Here is a 16773-nt window from a genome sequence, read left to right as displayed (position 1 = left end):
TTCTCTGGCCGCGCCCGCGAATAAGCGCATAATCGCGCCTCGAAGAACGCGAATAGCCTGCGAACGAGGAGCGGGCGGGAGGAGAGAAAAGCCGGATTCCGGCTTGAATGGCATGCGCCCAAAGGCGTGTGGCCATCTTTCTTCCCTTGCTGCTCCTTGCCTAGCATTCGATTGGACCGAGGTGAAGGTGATGAGTTTCAAAATCGCTATTATCGGCGCCGGCAGCGTCGGTTTCACGAAGAAGCTGTTCACCGACATATTGTGCGTGCCGGAATTCAAGGACATCGAATTCGCGCTGACCGACATCAGCGAGCACAATCTCGCGATGATCAAGGCGATCCTCGACAGGATCGTCGAGGCGAACAATCTGCCAACGAGGGTGACCGCGACGACCGACCGCCGCAAGGCGCTCGAGGGCGCGCGCTACATCATAAGCTGCGTGCGGGTCGGCGGCCTCGAAGCTTATGCCGATGATATCCGCATTCCCTTGAGATACGGCATCGACCAATGCGTCGGCGACACGATCTGCGCCGGCGGTATTCTCTACGGTCAGCGCAACATTCCGGTGATCCTGGATTTCTGCAAGGACATCCGCGAAGTCGCCGATACCAACGCCAAATTCCTCAACTATGCCAACCCGATGGCGATGAACACCTGGGCGGCGATCGAATACGGCAAGGTCGACACGGTCGGTCTCTGCCATGGCGTCCAGCACGGAGCCGAACAGATCGCCGAGGTGCTGGGCGCGAAATCGCCGCGGGAACTCGACTATGTCTGTTCCGGCATCAACCACCAGACCTGGTTCATCGATTTGCGGCTGAACGGCCGCAAGATTGATAGGGATGAGCTAATTGCCGCCTTCGAGGCACATCCGGTCTATTCCCAGCAGGAAAAGCTGCGCATCGATGTGCTCAAGCGCTTCGGCGTCTATTCGACCGAAAGCAACGGCCATCTCTCCGAATATCTGCCTTGGTACCGCAAGCGCCCCGACGAGATCACGCGCTGGATCGACATGTCCGACTGGATCCATGGCGAGACCGGCGGCTACCTCCGCTATTCCACGGAAACCCGCAACTGGTTCGAGACCGAATATCCGCAATTCCTCGAAGCGGCGTCGAAACCGATCGACGCATCAAGGCGCTCGAATGAGCATGCGAGCCACATATTGGAGGCGCTGGAAACCAACCGCGTCTATCGTGGCCACTTCAACGTCAGGAATGACGGCGTCATCACCAATCTGCCACGGGACGCCATCATCGAGTCACCCGGTTTCGTCGATCGTTTCGGCATCAACATGGCCGCCGGCATCACGTTGCCGGAAGCCTGTGCCGCTACTTGCATGGCCTCGATCAACGTCCAGCGCATGTCGGTCCACGCGGCGATATCTGGCGACATCGATCTTCTGAAGCTTGCCGTGCTGCATGACCCGCTGGTCGGCGCGGTGTCGACGCCGGAGGAGGTCTGGCAGATGGTCGACGAAATGGTCGTCGCCCAGGCGCAATGGCTGCCGCAATATGCCCATGCGGTTCCGGCAGCCAAGGAGAGGCTGTCGAAATCCACGGTCAAGACGCGGGAATGGGCCGGAGCCGCGCGGCGAAGCGTGCGCTCGATCGAGGAACTGCGCGCCGAAAAGGCCGCGCTGAAGCAGGCCGTCTGAGAACCGGGCGCGGCGGCGGATCCACGGGAGGCGGATCCACCGCAGCCTGCCGTCCAGGCCAAATACGAGCAGCAGCAAACGTCTGAAAACGAGGGAGGAGACAATGAGCAACCTACGCAGCATTGGCATTGCCGCCGGACTGGCGCTGAGCGTCTCCGTTCCGGCGCTCAACGCTTTCGCTTCCGAGCCGACCGTCCCACCGGTTCCGGCGACGTTTCCGGCCGAGGGCAAGATCAAGTACGTGCCGCGCGACTCCATCCTAGAGTTCAAGGCGCTGCCCGACTATCACGAGCCCGATTGGGTCACGGAAAAATACGTCAAGGCCGGCAAGCTGCCGCCGGTGAAAGATCGGCTGCCGAAAGAGCCACTTGTCTTCAAGACCGCCAACATGCCGGACGGCGTCGGCGTCTATGGCGATACGATGCGCCATGTCATCGGCGGAAGGCCGGAAGGCTGGAACTACGGCGCCGGCCAGACCCAAGGGTGGGGCGGCATCGACATCGGCCTCTCCGAATGCCTGACGCGCACAGCGCCACTGTTCCAGGTCGAGGCGAAGGACACCGAGCCGCTGCCCAACCTCGCCAAAAGCTGGGATTGGTCAGCCGATGGCCACAAGCTGACCATGCATCTCGTCGAAGGCGCCAAATGGTCGGACGGCGTGCCATTCAACGCCGACGACGTCATGTTCTACTGGGACGACGAGGTCATGGATCCCAACGTCTCGCCGCTCAATGGCGCCACCCAGGAAACCTTCGGCGTCGGCACGACGCTGAAGAAGATCGACGACTACACCGTCGAGTGGACCTTCAAGGACGCCTTCCCGAAACAGCACCTCTACGCAATGGCCTATGGCACCTTCTGCCCCGGTCCCGCGCATATCTTGAAGCCGCAGCACCCGAAATATTCGAAGAACACCTACGACCAGTTCAAGAACGCCTTCCCGCCGGAATATATGAACATGCCTGTCATGGGCGCCTGGGTGCCGGTCGACTATCGGGCCGACGACATCATCGTCATGCGCCGCAATCCCTACTATTGGAAGGTGGACGAGAATGGCAACCAGCTGCCCTATCTCAACGAGCTGCATTACAAACTGTCGACCTGGGCCGACCGCGACGTTCAGGCGGTCGCCGGCGCCGGCGACTTCTCCAACCTCGAGCAGCCGGAAAACTTCGTCGCCTCGCTGAAGCGCGCGGCGGAGGCGAACGCGCCGGCGCGCCTTGCCTTCGGCCCGCGGCTGATCGGCTACAATCTGCGCCTGAACTTCTCCGCCAATGGCTGGGGCAATCCGGACGAGCGCGGCCAGGCGATCCGCGAACTGAACCGCAACGAGGATTTCCGCAAGGCCGTCACCATGGCGCTTGACCGCAAGGCGCTGGGCGATTCCCTCGTCAAGGGGCCGTTCACCGCGATCTATCCAGGCGGCCTTTCCTCGGGCACCAGCTTTTATGACCGCAAATCCACCGTCTACTATCCTTTCGACCTCGAGGGCGCCAAGGCCGAACTCGCCAAGGCCGGTCTGAAGGACACAGACGGCGACGGCATCGTCAACTTTCCGGCCGGTACCGCCGGCGGCAAGAACGTCGAAATCGTGATGCTGGTCAACAACGACTACACGACCGACAAGAGCCTCGCCGAAGGCGTGGTCGCGCAGATGGAGAAGCTTGGCCTCCGGATCGTGCTCAACGGGCTTAACGGCACCCAGCGCGATGCCACGCAATATTCAGGCCGCTTCGACTGGCTGATCCGGCGCAATGAGCAGGAGCTGACCTCCGTGGTGCAGAACACCGTGCAACTCGCTCCGGTCGGCCCCAAGACCAGCTGGGATCACCGCGCGCCGGAAAGCGGCGAGGTCGACCTGATGCCTTTCGAGAAGGACCTCGTCGACATCGTCAACAAGTTCGTCTCGTCGGCGGATAACAACCAGCGCGCCAGTCTGATGCGGGACTTCCAGAAGATCTCGACCGAGCACGTCTACAATGTCGGCCTGACGGAATATCCCGGCGCCTTGATCGTCAACAAGCGCTTCTCCAACATCCCGCAGGGCACGCCGATCTTCATGTTCAACTGGGCCGAGGATTCGATCATCCGCGAACGGGTCTTCGTCGCGGCCGACAAACAGGCGAAATACGAATTGTTCCCCGAAGAGCTTCCCGGCAAGCCTGGAGACAAGGGCCCGATGTAAGTTTAAGGGCCGATGCAAGTTTACCCTCCCTGACTGAGAGACACCCGGCCGCGTCGATGGCGCGGCCGGGACAAACCAACCCTCCGAACGCCCCTCCAGGGGAGCGTCCGGCGAGATGAGGAAGCGGACCGTCCATGCTGCGATTCCTGCTCATGCGCATAGCGTCGGCAATCCCGGTTCTCGCTATTTTGAGTCTCGTCACCTTTGCCATCATCCAGGCGCCGCCTGGCGATTATGCCGATTACATCCGCTCGCAGCTGATCAACCAGGGCGGAGCCTCCTTCGCGGAGGCCGACGCACAGGCCCAGGCCTATCGCGTCGAACACGGCCTCGATAAGCCGCTGCCCGTCCAGTATCTCAACTGGATCGGCGGCGTCGTCACCCGCGGCGATTTCGGCTACAGCCTCTATTACAACAAGCCGGTGGCCGAGGTCGTCGGCGAGCGCCTGCCGCGCACGCTGCTGCTCGCGCTGGTCTGCCATCTGCTCGCCTCGGTGCTCGGCATCACTTTCGGCATATGGGCCGCGACCCGGCAATACACCTGGATCGATTCCACGCTGTCGGCCATCGCCTTCCTCGGCATGACGGTGCCGCGCTTCCTGATGGCGCTGATCATCGTCTATCTCCTGGTCTTCCAGTTCAACGTGTCGGAAATCGGCTCATTCTTCTCGCCGCAATATGGCGGCGCGCCATGGTCGTGGGCCAAATTCGTCGACCTGGTCAAGCATGTCTGGCCGGTGGTGGCGATCGCCACCTTCGGCGGCCTCGCCTACAATATGCGCGTCATGCGCGGCAATCTGCTCGACACGCTCAACGCGCAATATGTCGAGACGGCGAGAGCCAAGGGCCTGACCGGCAGTGCCGTCGTCATGCGCCACGCCGTGCCCAATGCCTTGCATCCGCTCGTCATGTACCAGGGCGTGGTGCTGCCATACATGCTGACGGGCGAGATCGAGACGGCGATCATCTTCGCGCTGCCGACCGTCGGCCCGGCGATCGTCGGTTCGATGGCGGTCGGCGACGTCTATGTCACAGCCACCTTCATGATGGTGCTGTCGGCGACGCTGATCGTCGGCAACATCATCGCCGACATGCTGCTCGTCCTGCTCGATCCGCGCGTGCGCCAGTTCGGGGAGGGCTAGATGCTGGCGCGAGAGCCTTCACCACCGCCACTGCCGGCCGAGCGAGCCACAGTAGCGCCCGCACGCGGCAATGAGAGCTACATGGCGCTTGTCTGGCGCCGGCTGAAGCGCTCCTGGACCGGGATGGCTGGGCTTTGGCTGGTCGTGCTGCTGCTGGTGATGGCCGTGTTCGCCGAATTCCTGGCCCCGATGGATCCGAAGGCGACCGATGTCGGCTTCGCGCCGCCGCAGCTGCCGTCCTTCCACGACAAGGATGGTAATTTCGTCGCGCGGCCTAGGGTCTATGCGCTGGCCGATTCGGCCGATCTCGATCCGGTCACCTTCCAGCCCATCGTCGGCCCCGACTACGACCACCCGAGGCTGCTTGGCTTCTTCGTCGAGGGCGCGCCCTACAAGCTCTTCGGGCTGATCCCGGCGAACCGGCACTTGTTCGCCTCGACGGACGGCCAGCCGGTGCATTTCCTCGGCACCGACAAATTCGGCCGGGACGTGCTGTCGCGCGCCATCCATGGTTCGCGTGTCTCGCTGATGATCGCGCTGACGGTGGTCTTCATCATCACGGTCATCGGTACCACTGTCGGCATGGTGTCGGGCTATTTCGGCGGCCGGTTCGACGTCTGGATGCAGCGCTTCGTCGAACTGGTGCTCGCCTTCCCACAACTGCCGCTCTATCTGGCGCTGACGACGCTGATCCCTGTCACCGCGCCGACCAATGTGTTCCTCGGCTTTGTCATCATCGTCATGTCGGCGTTGGGCTGGGCGCAGATGTCGCGCGAGGTGCGCGGCAAGACACTGGCGCTGGCGCGCATCGAATATGTGCGCGCCGCCATGGCGGTCGGCTCCACCGACCGGCGCATCATCCTGCAGCACATCTTCCCCAATGTGATGAGCCACGTGATCGTCGCCGTGACGCTGGCCATCCCGACGGTTGTGCTGCTCGAATCCTTCCTCGGTTTCCTCGGTTTTGCCGTCAAGCCGCCCCTGATCTCCTGGGGGCTGATGCTTCAGGACACCGCGACCTATTCCGTCATCGGTACCTATCCCTGGATCCTGTCGCCGGTCGGTTTCGTGCTGGTCACCGTCTTCGCCTTCAACGCGCTCGGCGACGGCCTGCGCGATGCCGTCGATCCGTATTGAGGGGACAGGAATGACCGTCGTACTCGCCGAGCCCTTCGCACCAGCCTTTCGCCTCGATCATGATGGGCGCCAGGGAGAGCCCGTCATCGACGCCCGCAACATCGAGGTCGCCTTCAAGGTCGAGCACGGTACCGTCGAGGCGGTCAAGGACATCTCGTTCCAGCTCTATCGCGGCGAGACGATCGCGATCGTCGGCGAATCCGGTTCCGGCAAGTCGGTGACGGCGCGCACCGTCATGGGCCTGCTGTCGCGCCGCGCAACGGTGTCACCGAAATCGAGCGTCTGTTATGACGGACAGGACATTCTGAAATTTCCCGAGAGCGCCCGGCGCAAGCTGCGCGGCAACCGCATCTCGATGATCTTCCAGGAGCCGATGAGCTCACTCAACCCGATTTACACAGTCGGCAGCCAGATCGTCGAAGCAATCCGGGTGCATCGCAAGGTGAGCCGCAAGCAAGCCTGGGCGCGGGCGCTGGAACTGCTGCGGCATGTGCAGATTCCCGAGCCCGAGGCGCGGCTCAAGCAATATCCGCACCAGCTCTCGGGTGGGCAACGGCAGCGCGTGATGATCGCCATGGCGCTCGCCAACGATCCCGACGTGCTGATCGCCGATGAGCCGACGACCGCGCTCGACGTCACGGTGCAGGCGCAGATCCTCAACCTGATCCGCAATCTGCAGAAAGAGCTGCGGATGGCGGTGATCCTGATCACCCACGACCTCACCGTGGTGCGCAAGTTTTCCGACTACGTCTATGTGATGCAGCATGGCGAAATGTGCGAGCACAACGTCACTGAACGCTTGTTCGCCGATCCGCGGCATCCCTACACCAGGCGATTGCTTGCTTCCGAACCAAGAGGACGGCCGCAACCGTTGCCCGCGGGCTCTGGCACCATCCTCGAAGCGAATGGCGTGCGCGTCTGCTTCATGCTGCGCCACGGCACGTTCTTGAAGCCGGACTGGCGTGAACTGGTCGCGGTCGACGACCTCGACCTCAAGCTTTGCCGCCATGAGACGCTTGGGCTGGTCGGCGAATCCGGCTCCGGCAAGACCACGTTCGGCCAGGCGCTGCTCCGGCTGACCGAAGCGAAACGCGGTGAGATCCGCTTCGATGGCCAGCCGATCCATGGCCTGTCGCGAACGCAGATGCGGCCGCTGCGGTCGCGCATGCAGATCGTCTTCCAGGACCCGTTCTCCTCGCTTAACCCACGCATGACGATCGGCCAGATCATCGAGGAAGGGCTGGTCGTCAACGGCATCGGCGCAACGCGCCGCGAGCGGGTCGAACGGGTGCGCGAGGCGTTGGTCAGCGCGGGCATGCCGGGCGATATCCTGTCGCGGTTTCCGCATGAATTTTCCGGCGGCCAGCGGCAGCGCATCGCCATCGCCCGGGCCATCGCGCTCGAACCCGAATTCATCCTGCTCGACGAGCCGACGTCGGCGCTGGATCTCTCCGTCCAGGCGCAGATCATCGACCTGCTACGCAAGCTGCAGGACGAGCGCGGCCTGAGCTATCTCTTCATCTCGCACGACCTCAAGGTGGTGCGCGCGCTGTGCCACCGCGTCATCGTCATGCAGCACGGCAAGATCGTCGAGCAGGGACCCGTCGACCAGGTCCTCACCAATCCCAAGACCGCCTACACCGAACGGCTCGTCAGGGCCGCTTTCGACGTGGCCTGAACAGATGCCGGAGGTTAACGTGGCAAGACATCCCAGGATCACTTTCATCGGCGCCGGCTCGACGGTGTTCATGAAGAACATCGTCGGCGACGTGCTGCAGCGCCCGGCACTTTCGGGCGCCACGATCGCGCTGATGGACATCAATCCGCAGCGGCTGGAAGAAAGCGCCGTCGTCGTCAACAAACTGATCGCCACACTCGGCGTCAAGGCGATGGCCGAGACCTACACGGACCAGCGCAAGGCGCTGGCGGACGCCGATTTCGTCGTCGTCGCCTTCCAGATCGGCGGCTATGAGCCCTGCACCGTCACGGATTTCGAGGTGCCGAAGACATATGGCCTGCGCCAGACCATCGCCGACACGCTCGGCGTCGGCGGCATCATGCGCGGCCTCAGGACCGTGCCGCATCTGTGGAAGATCTGCGAGGACATGCTTGCCGTCTGCCCGCGGGCCATCATGCTGCAATATGTCAACCCGATGGCGATCAACACCTGGGCGATCTCGGAGAAATATCCCGAGATCAGGCAGGTCGGGCTGTGCCATTCGGTGCAAGGGACGGCGATGGAGCTGGCACACGATCTCGACCTTCCCTATGACGAGATCCGCTACCGCTCGGCCGGCATCAACCACATGGCCTTCTACCTGCAGTTCGAGCATCGCCAGCCGGACGGATCCTATCGCGACCTCTATCCCGATCTCGTGCGGGCCTATCGCGAAGGCCGCGCGCCGAAACCCGGCTGGAATCCGCGCTGTCCGAACAAGGTGCGCTATGAGATGCTGACGCGGCTGGGCTATTTCGTCACCGAGAGCTCGGAGCATTTCGCCGAGTACACGCCCTATTTCATCAAGGACGGCCGCCCCGATTTGATCGAGAAATACGGCATTCCGCTCGATGAATACCCCAAGCGCTGCGTCGAGCAGATCGAGCGTTGGAAGGACCAGGCGCAGGCCTACCGCTCGGCCCAGCGCATCGAGGTCGAAGAGTCGAAGGAATATGCCTCCTCGATCATGAATTCGGTCTGGACCGGCGAACCGTCGGTCATCTACGGCAATGTGCGCAACAATGGCTGCATCACCTCGCTGCCGCGTGATTGCGCCGCCGAAGTGCCGTGCCTGGTCGATGCGTCCGGCATCCAGCCGACCTATATAGGCGACCTGCCGCCGCAATTGACGGCGCTGATCCGCACCAACATCAACGTACAGGAACTGACGGTGCGGGCGCTGATGAGCGAAAACCGCGACCACATCTATCACGCGGCGATGATGGATCCGCACACCGCGGCCGAACTCGATCTCGACCAGATCTGGTCACTGGTCGATGATCTCCTGGCCGCACATGGCGACTGGCTGCCGGCCTGGGCGCGCGTCAAACGCAAGAACGAAGCCGCCTGACCGGCGCTCGTCTACTTCGGCTCGTCGGCGTCCGGTTCTTCCTCGTCGTCGCGGGCCGAGATGACATAGGCACCCTTCAGCCAGCGGTTGAGGTCGATGTCCTTGCAGCGCGTCGAGCAGAATGGATAGGTCTCGCGCGCCGATGGCTTGCCGCATTCCGGGCACGGGCGCTTGGGCCGCAGGGGCGTGACCTTGTCGTCGAGGCTCATGGTCGCGCGGACAACCAGTTTTGATGCGTCTTGAAACCTTCGCCCGACAGCAGCGCCACCGTCTCGTAGAGCGGCAGGCCGACAATGTTGGTGTAGGAGCCGACGAGCTTGACGACGAAGGCGCCGGCCAATCCTTGCACGGCATAGCCGCCGGCCTTTCCGCGCCATTCGCCGGACGCGACATAGGCGTCGATCTCCTCGCGCGGCAGCCGCTTGAAACGCACCCGCGTCTCGACCAGTCGCTGGCGCAGTTTGCCGCCCGGCGTGATCAGGCAGATGCCGGAATAGACCCGGTGCGAACGTCCGGACAACAGCCCGAGGCAGTTGGCGGCGTCATCCAGCGTCTCGGCCTTGGGCAGGATGCGCCGCCCGACGGCGACCACCGTGTCGGCCGCCAGCACGAAGCTCGGCGCATGGTCCGTCTCGGACTTCAGCGACGCGAACGCCTTCTCGGCCTTTTCCTTCGACAGCCGTTTGGCCAGCGAGCGCGGATGCTCGGCACGCAGCGGCGTTTCGTCGATATCGGCTGGCAGGATGCGGTCCGGCTCGATGCCGGCCTGCTGCAGGAGTTCGATGCGGCGCGGCGAACCCGAGGCAAGCACCAGCTTTTGCAAAATGCTCATCGCTTTACCGGCCGGGTCTTGATCTTACTTGAAGCGGTAGGTGATGCGGCCCTTGGTCAGGTCGTATGGCGTCATCTCGACCAGAACCTTGTCGCCGGTCAGCACGCGGATGCGGTTCTTGCGCATGCGGCCGGCGGTATGGGCGATGATCTCGTGTTCGTTTTCGAGCTTCACCCTGAACATCGCGTTGGGCAACAATTCCGTGACGATACCCGGAAACTCGAGGACTTCTTCCTTCGGCATTCGATACCTTTGCTTGGATGGCAGTTCCAGCGCCCCGGCTGGAATTTCGGCGGAACCTATATGATAATCTGTCGCTTGTGAACACGCTTAATCGCCAGGCCTCGGAACGGTGAACCGGCTGTAGATCCGGGCTTTCAGCCGCTCGCGCACGTCGCGATAGCTGGCCATGATGTGTTCGCGCGTGCCGCCGGCATCGGTCGGATCCGGCGTCGGCCAGTATTCCACCTCGACGGCAAGCGAGCGCGTGAGTTCGAGCGCGGCATGGTGGGCCTCCGGCGCCAGTGTCACGATCAGGTCGAAATAGTCGTCCTCGAGATCGTTCAGCGTCCTTGGATGACGCTCACCCAGCGACAGCCCGTCCTCGGCAAGCACGGCATCGACGAACGGGTCGCGCTCGCCGGCGCGCACGCCGGCCGAGGCGACGAAGACGGTGGCGGGCAGCATCCGGCGCGCCAGCTGCTCGGCCATCGGCGAGCGCACGGCATTCATGCCGCACAGGAACAGAACCGAGCGGGGCAGGGCGCCGGGGGCCAGGATCAGCCCCGCCAGTGCAGCACGCAGACCAGCGTGAACAGCCGTCGCGCCGTGTCGAAGTCGATGTCGATCTTGCCGGAGAGCCGATCCATCAGCGTCTGCGAGCCCTCATTGTGCAGGCCACGGCGGCCCATGTCGATCGCCTCGATATGGCTCGGCGTCGAGGAGCGGATGGCGTCGTAATAGCTCTCGCAGATCATGTAGTAATCCTTGACGATGCGCCTGAGCGGCGTCAGCGACAGGATGTGGGTGACGACGGCGGTGCCGTCCTCGCGTGCCACGGCAAAGACCAGGCGGGACTCGGCCAGCGACAGCTTCAGCCGGTAGGGACCCGCACCGCTGTCGTTGACAGGCTGAAAACTATTCTCCTCGATCAGGTCGAAGATCGCCACCGCCCGCTCATGCTCGACATCGGGCGTCGAACGGCCGATCGACTCATCGAGTTCGACATCGATCAGTTTTGCGCGGGTTTGACCGGAGCCCGTCATACTGGCCTACATGTTCAGCCGTATGGCGACAGAGCGGCCATGCGCGTCAAGCCCTTCCGCCTGCGCGAGTGCGATCGCCGCCGGTGCCAGCACGCGCAACTGCTCCGGTCCGAGTTTGAGGACCGAGGTGCGCTTGACGAAGTCGAGCACGGACAGGCCGGACGAGAAGCGCGCCGAGCGCGCCGTCGGCAGCACGTGGTTGGAGCCGCCGACATAATCGCCGATGACCTCGGGCGTGTGGCGGCCGAGAAAAACCGCGCCCGCGTTGCGCATCTTCGCCAGGAAGCCTTCGGCATCCTCGATGGCCAGCTCGACATGTTCGGCGGCGATGCGGTCGACCAGCGGCAGCGCGGCCTCGACCGTCGCAACCAGGATGACGGCGCCGAAATCGCGCCAGCTCTGGGCCGCCGTTTCCGCGCGCGGCAGGCTCCGCAGCTGGCGTTCGACCGCCCGTTCGACCGCCTTGCCGAATGCTGGTTCGTCGGTGATCAGGATCGACTGCGCCGACACGTCATGTTCGGCCTGGGCGAGCAGATCGGCGGCGATCCAGTCCGGATCGTTGTCGCTGTCCGCCACGACGAGCACTTCGGAAGGGCCGGCGATCATGTCGATGCCGACCGTGCCGAACACCTGCCGCTTGGCTGCGGCGACATAGGCATTGCCTGGACCGACGATCTTGGCGACGGGCTTTATCGTCTGCGTACCATAGGCGAGTGCCGCGATCGCCTGCGCGCCGCCGACGCGGTAGATTTCGGAGACGCCCGATATATCCGCCGCCACCAGCACCAGCGGGTTGACGACGCCGTGCGGTGCCGGCACGACCATGACGATGCGCTCGACGCCGGCTACCTTGGCTGGCACGGCGTTCATCAGCACCGAGCTCGGATAGCTTGCCGTGCCGCCCGGCACATAGAGCCCGACCGCCTCGATCGCCGTCCAGCGCGAGCCGAGCTCGACGCCGGCGGGATCCGTGTAGCGTTCGTCCTGAGGCTTTTGCCGCTCGTGATGGGACCGGATGCGGTCGCGTGCGAATTTCAGTGCCTCGACCGTGGCGGGATCGGCCTCGGCATAGGCGCCGGCGATGTCTTCCGCCGAGACGGCAATGCCGAGCTTGGCGAGGTCGCCTCCGCCGAATTTCCGCGTGTAGTCGATCAGTGCCGCATCGCCCTCGGCACGCACGCGCGCGATGATGTCTCGCACCACGGCGTCGACGTCGGCCGACACCTCGCGCTTGGTCGTGAGAAACGCGGCGAAACGCTGCTCGAAATCGGCGTCGGACTGGGCAAGCGTGATGGCCATCGTATGCTCAAGCCCTGTGGATGGGGCGCGAGGTGGCTTCCCACGCGCCGCCAATATCGGCAAGGCGGGCCTCGATGCATTCGACATCGAGCATGATCGTGCCGCCGCCCGAAAAGATCAGTTCGACGATGCCCGCGGGCTTGCTGATCTCGATAAAGCTGATCGCCAGCAAGGAAAGAATTTCGGCGGGCTTGTCGCGGGCGATGCCGTTGGTCTTGGCGCCCAGCACCCGGTCGAAATGCAGCACGGCCTGCCGTCGTTCGTTGTGCTGGCGAAACAGGCCGGATTTGGCCTCCCACACGAAACGGTTCATGGTCAGGACGAAGCGTTTGGCCTTGGGCAGGAATTCGAGGTCCGAGACCTTCATCACGGCGTCCTGGAGATGGGCCGAGACGATGCTCAGATCCTGGTCGTCGAGCGCGATAAGCTTGAGGGCGGTCATCCGGATTTTCGACCTACAGGTTGGTTTCAGCCTCTGTTAGGCGGTCTTTCCGGTCGGTGCAACCACCCCACGACGTCCGCCCGAGGCATTGCCTCGGGTTTGCGCTGCGGGCAGACGGGCGCCAGCGCTATGAGCCGCCCTTTGCCAGAAGTTGCTGCTGTCCGACCGTCAGGCGGAAATACGTTCGATCACCGCGCCGCAGTTGGACAGCTTTTCCTCCAGCCGCTCGAAACCGCGGTCGAGATGATAGACACGGTTGACCGTGGTTTCGCCTTCGGCCGCCAGCCCGGCGATGACCAGCGAGACGGAAGCGCGAAGGTCGGTCGCCATGACTGGCGCGCCCTTCAGCTTCGCCACGCCGTCGACGATCGCCGTCTGCCCCGAGAGCGTGATGTGGGCGCCGAGCCGAGCCAGTTCCTGGACGTGCATGAAGCGGTTTTCGAAGATCGTCTCGGTGATGCGCGATTTGCCCTTGGCCATGGTCATCAGGCCCATGAACTGCGCCTGCAGATCGGTCGGGAAGGCCGGGAAGGGGGCCGTCGTCACGTCGACGGGTGAAATGCCGGCGCCATTGCGCTTCACGCGGATGCCGGAATTGGTCTGGGTGATCTCCGCACCCGTCTGGGAAATCACGTCGAGCGCCGTCTGCAGCAGCTCCGGCCGTGCGCCTTCCAGCACGACGTCGCCGCCGGTCATCGCCACCGCCATGGCATAGGTGCCGGTCTCGATGCGGTCGGGGATGACACGCACGCGCGCGCCCGACAGGGCTTCGACGCCGTCGATGGTGATGGTCGGCGTGCCGGCGCCGGAAATCCTGGCGCCCATCGCGTTCAGGCATTCGGCGAGATTGACGATCTCCGGCTCGCAGGCGGCGTTTTCAAGCACCGTCTCGCCCTTGGCCAGCGACGCCGCCATCATCAGCACATGGGTGGCGCCGACCGAGACTTTCGGGAAGACATAGCGGTTGCCGACAAGGCGGCCGTTCCGGGTCTTGGCGATGACGTAGCCGGTATCGACATCAATGTCGGCGCCCAGCGCCTGCAGGCCTTCGAGGAACAGATCAACCGGGCGCGTGCCGATGGCGCAGCCGCCGGGCAGCGACACCTTGGCCTCGCCCATGCGGGCCAGCAGCGGGCCGATCACCCAGAACGAGGCGCGCATTTTCGACACCAGTTCGTAAGGCGCCGTCGTGTCGACGATGTTGCGGGCGGAGAAGTTGATGGTGCGCGAATAGCCCTCATTCTGCTTCTCACGGCGGCCATTGACCGAATAGTCGACGCCATGATTGCCGAGGATGCGGATCAACTGCTCGACATCGGCCAGATGCGGCACGTTTTCCAGTGTCAGCGTGTCGTCGGTCAGAAGCGAGGCGATCATCAGCGGCAGGGCGGCGTTTTTCGCGCCCGAGATCGGAATGCTTCCGGCAAGCTTGTTGCCGCCGACAATTCTGATGCGATCCATTGGAGACTGTCCCTCTCGGCCAGAAAAGGGCCGGTTCAATCGTTTGAGTATCGGCCCGTCTAGACCATTGACCAATTTGGTTCAAGAAATAGGATTTCGCCCACCCCGGCCTGAGAGTGGCCGATTTGAGTTAATCTTTCTTCATTTCCTTGGCCGCGCCGAGCCCGTCGGGCCGCTGGTCGGCCTCGCCTGTCCGGCGCGAGCGCGACTGCGCCTTGCGCTTCTGCAGGTTGGCCCGCAACTGCTCGGCGAGCCGGTTCTTGCGGGTTGTTCCGCTGTTCTTCGGTGGATTTGTCTTGTCGTTCATTGTCCCGCCACGGCTGGCGCCCGGCCAACCCGCTTTCAGGGATAGCCAACATTGTGGCGCCGCCATGTCAATAAAAGCTATCCGGCAAAGCCATTCACAGAAGCGCTGTTCTTGGCCTTGCGCTTGCCGGTTCGATATGGCAGAAGCCCCGCCATCAGCGGCTGCGGTAGCTCAGTGGTAGAGCACTCCCTTGGTAAGGGAGAGGTCGAGAGTTCAATCCTCTCTCGCAGCACCAGTCTATCCCTTTGAAATCGTTCAAGCGCTTGGCATGCAAGGCTCTCTGTCCATTCTGATGTTACAAATCATGTAACAAAACGGGTGGAATCGGTGGCGGGGAAAGTTCGAAATCTTCTAGATCGAGACGGCCGCTATTTCGCCAGGCTAGCAATCCCGAAGGACCTTCGACCCTTTATGGAGGGCAAGGTGGAGCGGCGAAAGGCGCTTGGGCCTGATTATAAGACAGCTCTAAAGAAACTTCCTGGCGCGCTCGCGGACATTCAGCACGAGATTGCGCTAGCGGAACGCCGGGCGGCCGCTGCAGGCGAAAGATCGGTCACTGTTGGCCGTTATCCACTCGCAGCTGACCAGATCGCTTTGCGTAACTACCAGACCCGTCTCGCGCAAGACGAAGCACTTCGCAATTCGGGCTCGCAATGGGCGTCGGTCTCCATCGACGATCTACTCGTTGCCAGATTGCGGCAAGGCATTGCGGGCCAGCTATCTGATGATGATTTGGCTGAGTTGGTCGAGCATCGCATCGAGCGCTTCCGGCAAATAGGCAACACCATGGCCGCGTTCGGATCCGACGAATGGCGATCTCTGGCCCGTTATATCTGCGTTTCGGAATACGAAGCCCTGGCGCGTGTTGCCGAGCGCGATGAAGGCGACTTCAGTGGCGCACCCTCTCACCCGATGCTGGCGAACGCACAGCCAGAAGCTGATCCGCTGCCGCCCGTCTCCCTCAAGGATCTCTTTGCTGACTACATTGCAGCAAAGAAGCTGGTCGGCAAGGCGAGGGGAACCGAGAAGCGCTGGCGACCGGTTTTCACTGATTTGGCGAAGTTCGTTCGTCACGATGATGCCCGCCGATTGACGAAGAAGAATTTGACGGACTGGCGAGACGAGTTGCTGAAGAGCCTGTCGCCTAAAACGGTTGCCGACGTTTACCTGGCTGCTGTGCGCTCGGTTCTAACTTGGGCAGTGGCGAACGATAGATTGGACTCGAACGCCGTGGAGAAAGTTCGGCAGGAAGTGCCGAAGGGTGCTCGCAACCGTGAAAAAGGCTTCACCGGCATGGAGGCCGCAGCGATCCTTGTCGCCGCCCGCGATCACGTTCCCGCCGTCACCGACAACGCGGCAACGATGGAGCTCCGACAAACGACAGCTGCGAAACGTTGGGTGCCCGCTCTGTGCGCATTCAGCGGCGCGCGAGTGACCGAAATCACCCAGCTTCGAAAAGAGGACTTTCGCGAGGAGGGCGGAGCACACGTCATGCGTATCAGCCCCGACGCTGGCACTGTTAAGGCGGGCGGGTATCGGGACGTGCCGCTGCACTCACAATTAATCGAGATGGGCTTCCTCAACTTCCTCCAGGCAGCGCCGGCAGGGCCGCTATTCTATCGCAATGGCAAAGGTCGGGATCCGATCAAGGCCGCGCGAGCGACGGCGGGCAGGATCAGCGAATGGCTCCAGGAGACAGGATTGATCCCGGAAGGAGTTCAACCAAACCACGGCTGGCGGCACCGCTTCAAAACGGTGGGTGAGGAAGAGGGGATTTCCAAGCGAGCCATTGATGCAATTCAAGGTCATGCTTCGACAACCGCCGGTGATAACTACGGTGACGTTACCTTGAAGGCCAGAAAGGCCGCCATCGATCGATTTCCTTCTTACGACCTCAGCGCAAATCCGCAAGCTCAGTGAGACGCAGGTAGGGATCTAGAACACCTTCCTGATGCCAACATCATGAGCTTAAGAGGAC

The 16773-nt window shown here is 62.8% G+C and carries 16 protein-coding genes and 1 tRNA gene; 8 read left to right on the top strand and 9 right to left on the bottom strand.

Features of this window, described 5'->3' with window-relative positions:
- Positions 1–190 precede the first annotated feature (190 nt).
- From LB557_RS18995 to LB557_RS18970, 6 genes are all read left to right on the top strand, one after another.
- The gene (locus LB557_RS18995; protein WP_140660718.1) at positions 191–1657 is read left to right on the top strand and encodes an alpha-glucosidase/alpha-galactosidase; all 1467 of its coding nucleotides are present in this window, start codon (positions 191–193) and stop codon (positions 1655–1657) included.
- Between the two features lie 103 nt (positions 1658–1760).
- On the top strand, positions 1761–3842 hold the full coding sequence (locus LB557_RS18990) for an ABC transporter substrate-binding protein (RefSeq protein WP_140715868.1): 2082 nt from the start codon (positions 1761–1763) through the stop codon (positions 3840–3842).
- Between the two features lie 134 nt (positions 3843–3976).
- A complete protein-coding gene (locus LB557_RS18985; protein ID WP_224642776.1) occupies positions 3977–4984 on the top strand; it encodes an ABC transporter permease in 1008 nt (335 codons plus the stop codon).
- On the top strand, positions 4985–6121 hold the full coding sequence (locus tag LB557_RS18980) for an ABC transporter permease (protein ID WP_015316260.1): 1137 nt from the start codon (positions 4985–4987) through the stop codon (positions 6119–6121).
- Between the two features lie 10 nt (positions 6122–6131).
- On the top strand, positions 6132–7799 hold the full coding sequence (locus LB557_RS18975; protein WP_224642777.1) for an ABC transporter ATP-binding protein: 1668 nt from the start codon (positions 6132–6134) through the stop codon (positions 7797–7799).
- Between the two features lie 19 nt (positions 7800–7818).
- A complete protein-coding gene (locus tag LB557_RS18970; protein ID WP_140614685.1) occupies positions 7819–9189 on the top strand; it encodes an alpha-glucosidase/alpha-galactosidase in 1371 nt (456 codons plus the stop codon).
- An 11-nt stretch (positions 9190–9200) separates the two neighbouring features.
- On the opposite strand, the gene yacG is transcribed toward LB557_RS18970, so the two are convergent.
- The 9 genes from yacG to LB557_RS18925 form a co-directional block, all read right to left on the bottom strand.
- Positions 9201–9398 carry a DNA gyrase inhibitor YacG gene (gene yacG / locus LB557_RS18965; protein ID WP_023772777.1) on the bottom strand — a complete coding sequence of 66 codons (198 nt, stop codon included), beginning with the start codon at positions 9396–9398 and terminating at the stop codon, positions 9201–9203.
- The gene (locus LB557_RS18960) at positions 9395–10021 is read right to left on the bottom strand and encodes a Maf-like protein (protein ID WP_015316264.1); all 627 of its coding nucleotides are present in this window, start codon (positions 10019–10021) and stop codon (positions 9395–9397) included. Before LB557_RS18960 ends, yacG begins: the two co-directional genes overlap by 4 nt.
- A gap of 24 nt (positions 10022–10045) precedes the next feature.
- Positions 10046–10264 carry a translation initiation factor IF-1 gene (gene infA / locus LB557_RS18955; RefSeq protein ID WP_006329283.1) on the bottom strand — a complete coding sequence of 73 codons (219 nt, stop codon included), beginning with the start codon at positions 10262–10264 and terminating at the stop codon, positions 10046–10048.
- 87 nt (positions 10265–10351) lie between these two features.
- Positions 10352–10813, bottom strand: a complete 462-nt coding sequence (locus tag LB557_RS18950) for a low molecular weight phosphatase family protein (RefSeq protein WP_140614683.1) — start codon at positions 10811–10813, stop codon at positions 10352–10354.
- Complete coding sequence (locus tag LB557_RS18945) at positions 10801–11286, bottom strand: UPF0262 family protein (protein WP_015316266.1); 486 nt, start codon at positions 11284–11286, stop codon at positions 10801–10803. Before LB557_RS18945 ends, LB557_RS18950 begins: the two co-directional genes overlap by 13 nt.
- 6 nt (positions 11287–11292) lie before the next feature.
- Positions 11293–12585: a histidinol dehydrogenase gene (hisD, locus tag LB557_RS18940; RefSeq protein WP_224642778.1), complete on the bottom strand. Its 1293-nt coding sequence runs from the start codon at positions 12583–12585 to the stop codon at positions 11293–11295.
- 7 nt (positions 12586–12592) lie between these two features.
- Positions 12593–13027 (bottom strand): DUF2948 family protein, encoded by a 435-nt coding sequence (locus LB557_RS18935; RefSeq protein ID WP_015316268.1) that lies wholly within the window; start codon positions 13025–13027, stop codon positions 12593–12595.
- 168 nt (positions 13028–13195) lie between these two features.
- Positions 13196–14488, bottom strand: a complete 1293-nt coding sequence (gene murA, locus LB557_RS18930; protein WP_015316269.1) for a UDP-N-acetylglucosamine 1-carboxyvinyltransferase — start codon at positions 14486–14488, stop codon at positions 13196–13198.
- A 130-nt stretch (positions 14489–14618) separates the two neighbouring features.
- Entirely contained in the window at positions 14619–14795 is a 177-nt protein-coding gene (locus LB557_RS18925) for a hypothetical protein (protein ID WP_015316270.1), read from the bottom strand.
- Positions 14796–14955: 160 nt separating this feature from the next.
- Between LB557_RS18925 and LB557_RS18920 the strand changes: the two genes are divergently transcribed.
- Both LB557_RS18920 and LB557_RS18915 read left to right on the top strand, forming a co-directional pair.
- Positions 14956–15030: transfer RNA gene (locus LB557_RS18920), tRNA-Thr, on the top strand.
- Positions 15031–15206: 176 nt separating this feature from the next.
- A complete protein-coding gene (locus LB557_RS18915) occupies positions 15207–16715 on the top strand; it encodes a hypothetical protein (protein ID WP_224642779.1) in 1509 nt (502 codons plus the stop codon).
- Positions 16716–16773: the final 58 nt, after the last annotated feature.

Source organism: Mesorhizobium sp. BR115XR7A (assembly GCF_020165315.1).
Lineage (GTDB): Bacteria > Pseudomonadota > Alphaproteobacteria > Rhizobiales > Rhizobiaceae > Mesorhizobium > Mesorhizobium australicum.
The sequence above is the reverse complement of the archived record's forward strand: the minus strand, read 5'-3'. Positions and strand labels throughout refer to the sequence as shown.